At 74.3% G+C, this 3141-nt stretch carries 3 protein-coding genes and 2 pseudogenes; 1 reads left to right on the top strand and 4 read right to left on the bottom strand.

The genetic code is table 11. The features are described from left to right. The 4 genes and pseudogenes from AB8Z36_RS35620 to AB8Z36_RS35605 all read right to left on the bottom strand — a co-directional run. Positions 1–589 (bottom strand): annotated as a pseudogene (locus AB8Z36_RS35620) (hypothetical protein); the annotation flags it as partial. Between the two features lie 164 nt (positions 590–753). After that, entirely contained in the window at positions 754–1224 is a 471-nt protein-coding gene (locus AB8Z36_RS35615; RefSeq protein WP_440582084.1) for a DUF6113 family protein, read from the bottom strand. Continuing rightward, on the bottom strand, positions 1221–2165 hold the full coding sequence (gene mshB, locus AB8Z36_RS35610) for an N-acetyl-1-D-myo-inositol-2-amino-2-deoxy-alpha-D-glucopyranoside deacetylase (RefSeq protein WP_369217528.1): 945 nt from the start codon (positions 2163–2165) through the stop codon (positions 1221–1223). The genes AB8Z36_RS35615 and mshB overlap by 4 nt, the downstream gene beginning before the upstream one ends. A 104-nt stretch (positions 2166–2269) precedes the next feature. Next, complete coding sequence (locus AB8Z36_RS35605) at positions 2270–2464, bottom strand: hypothetical protein (RefSeq protein ID WP_358583875.1); 195 nt, start codon at positions 2462–2464, stop codon at positions 2270–2272. Between the two features lie 148 nt (positions 2465–2612). Here AB8Z36_RS35605 and AB8Z36_RS35600 point away from each other — a divergent pair. Continuing rightward, a pseudogene (locus AB8Z36_RS35600) lies at positions 2613–3141 on the top strand (S9 family peptidase); the annotation flags it as partial.

Raw genomic sequence — 3141 nt, 5'->3', positions numbered from 1 at the left:
CCGCAGGGCGGCMCCGGGGCCGCGCGAGCCGCCGGGCGCGCCGGGAGCGCCCGAACCGGGGGCCGAGGGGCCGCCGTTGGACCGGCCGCCGCCGGGCCCGCCGCTCTCGCGCGCGGGCTTGCGGGGTGCGAACCAGTCGCTCGTCTTCTCCTCGGCCGGGGCCCTGGGCGTTCTCGCCCACGGCGGACCCCGCGCCGCCGGTACCCGAAGCGGAACCGGAACCCTGCGATCCACCACCGGCGGTGCCCTGACCCGGGTCCGCGTCGCCGGACGCCCCCGGCGCCGCGCCGTCCCGGCGTCCGCCGTCGTCCCGCGCGTCCGCGCGCGAGCCCTCGTCACCGACGGGCGTACGCACGACGACCGGCGGGATCGGCCGCGACCCGGGGATGTTGATCCGGATGCGGGTGGTCAGCGTGGTCTGGGTCTCGGGCTCCTCGGGCCGCTCGTCGGCGGCCTGCCGCCGCACTCTGTCCGCGCCGCCCTCGGCAGCGCCCTGTGCCGGGGAGCCGTACGGGGGCGTCCCCGAGGGGTATGCGGCTCCACCGCGCCCCTGGGGCCCGGCGGACGAACTGTCATTTTCACGACTCAAGGCAGGTTCTCCTGGTTGACTCCGCCGCCCGTCTCGACCTCATCGGGGGTCCCCCCGGCCGGAGGTGGGGGAGGCTCGGCGGCCGCACCACCATACTGTCCGCCGTCGGCGCTCATCCTGTGACCGGCGTCAAACCCGTGCGGGACACGGGCCGAAGTGGTACGTCACTTGGCAAGTCGGGCGGTGGAACCGGTCGGTTGCGGTCCTCCACCGAGCGTGGCGCACATCACAGCCACCACCATCCCGCCGAGCAGGTAGGCGTAGCTGCCGAGTCCCGCGCCGAAGAGGAAGTCCCCCTCGGGTCTGGTCGCGGTGAGCAGCATGACCGCCACCAGCCAGCCCGCGGCGGGCGCCACGGCCCCGGCCTTGGTGCCGACCGCCCGCGCGCCGCCGTAGAAGGCGCCCGCGGCGCCGACGAGCGAGAGCAGCAGTCCGGCGGGGAAGAAGCCGCCCTGGACGAGCGCCCCCGCGACGCCGACGACGGCGCCGAAGACGAGGAGACCGGCGTAGGCGGCGACACGCCCGAGGCGCAGCGGCTGCGCGAGGAAGCTGCCCGCGGGCGCGGGGGCGGGGCTCGGCGTGGGCCGTGAGGAGCCGGAACCGGCCCCCGACGACGCCCTGGACCGCGTGCTCACAGCGCCGTCACCTCAGCCACGTCGGTCACCTCTCCGAGCCCGGCGAACAGGTCCGTCTCACGGCCCTGTCCCTGACCCGCACCATTCTGCCCCTGTCCCCGTGCTTCTCCCCGCACGAGTTCGTAGTACTCCACCTCGAAGAGGGGCTGGGCGAGGTCGTTGGAGAGGACGAAGAGCGGTCCGTCCACCGTGACCTGGGTGGCGTGGGCGGCCATCGCCGCGGCCTTGGCGCCGCGGAAGAGCGCGCCGTCGATCTCCGTGGTGATCCGCTCGTCGTCGGTGACGCCCGGCACGTCACCGGGGACGCCCGGGGTGTCGAACGACGACTGCGGCAGCACGTCGTGGAGCCAGCGGAAGCGCTCCTCGACCACGGAGCGCGGGGCGCGGTTCCAGTAGATCTTGCCGATGGTGTGCGGCTCCCCGAGGTCGGCGCGGAAGGCCGCGTCGGCCGCGAGCTCCGCGGCGCGCATGGCGACGCGGTGCGCCTTGATGTGGTCGGGGTGGCCGTAGCCGCCGTCCGGGTCGTAGGTCACCAGGACCTGCGGCCGGACCTCGCGGACCACCTCGACCAGATGGGCCGCCGCCTCGTCGAGGCCGGCGGACCAGAACGCGCCGGGGCGGCGGTTCTGCTCGGTGCCCATCATCCCGGAGTCGCGGTAGCGCCCCTGGCCGCCGAGGAAGCGGTGGTCGGTGACCCCCAGCTCCTTCATGGCGGCGGCCAGCTCCCCGACGCGGTACGGCCCGAGGGAGTCCTCGCGGTCGGCGGCGAGATGGGCGAGCCCGGCCGGAATGACCTCGCCCTCCTCGCCCAGCGTGCAGGTGACCAACGTGACATGGGCACCCTCGGCCGCGTACTTGGCCATGGTCGCGCCGTTGTTGATCGACTCGTCGTCCGGGTGCGCGTGCACGAGCAGCAGGCGCCGGGCGGGCAGTTCCGTCATGGGACCACCCTACGAGGACGCCGGGGACGACGGCTCCACCGAGCACGCCGGGGACGAGGCGAACGCCGGGAGCGCCGCGGACCCGGTGGCGGCCGGGCGGCGGCTCAGAACTTGATGTCGCCGATCATGCCCGCCACGTTCGTCGTCAGCTCGTTGATCGTCGGGGCGATCGACGAGCTGGCCAGGTAGAAACCGAGCAGCGTACAGACCACGGCGTGCCCGGCTTTCAGACCTGACTTCTTGACCAGCAGGAAGACGATGATCGCCAGCAGCACCACCGCCGAAATCGAGAGTGCCACGGCGGTCACCTCCAAGTCGTTGCCGTAACCCAGTGCGGAACGCCAGCAGGTACATACCCACCAAGCGCTACGGATCATAACTATCCGTGTGGACGCATGACTCGGAGCACGGCAGCACAAGGGGGCGCATGCGCCATAGGCTCGGGGGATGACCACCGATGACCCCGGAGTTCCCAGGACCGGCGAAAGTCCGGCGCAGCCGCTCTCCTTTCCGCGTCAGCAAGCCCGCACGCAGCGCTTCACCCTCGGCGCGCCCCGCGCGTTCACGGTGGCGCCCGACGGCTCCCGCGTCGTGTTCCTGCGCTCCTCCTCCGGCACCGACCGGGTGAACCGGCTCTGGGTCCTGGACGTGGCGGAGGGCCGCGAGCGGATCGCCGCCGACCCCGGGGCGCTGCTCGGCGGCGCGGCGGAGCGCCTCTCCCCGGCCGAGCGCGCGCGGCGCGAGCGCAGCAGGGAGAGCGGCGCGGGCATCGTGGGCTATGCGACGGACGCGGCGGCGGAGTTGGCCGCGTTCGCCCTGTCGGGCCGCCTCTTCGCGGCGGAGCTGCGCGCGGGCACGGTCCGCGAACTGCCCGCGGCGGGCCCGGTGATCGACCCGCGCCCCTCGCCCGACGGGCGGCACGTGGCGTACGTCTCCGGGGGCGCCCTGCGGGTCACGGGCGCCCCCGGAGACGTAC

The organism is Streptomyces flavofungini, assembly GCF_041028215.1.
In the GTDB taxonomy this organism is placed as follows: domain Bacteria; phylum Actinomycetota; class Actinomycetes; order Streptomycetales; family Streptomycetaceae; genus Streptomyces; species Streptomyces flavofungini_B.
This window is presented reverse-complemented; position numbering and strand designations above follow the sequence as displayed.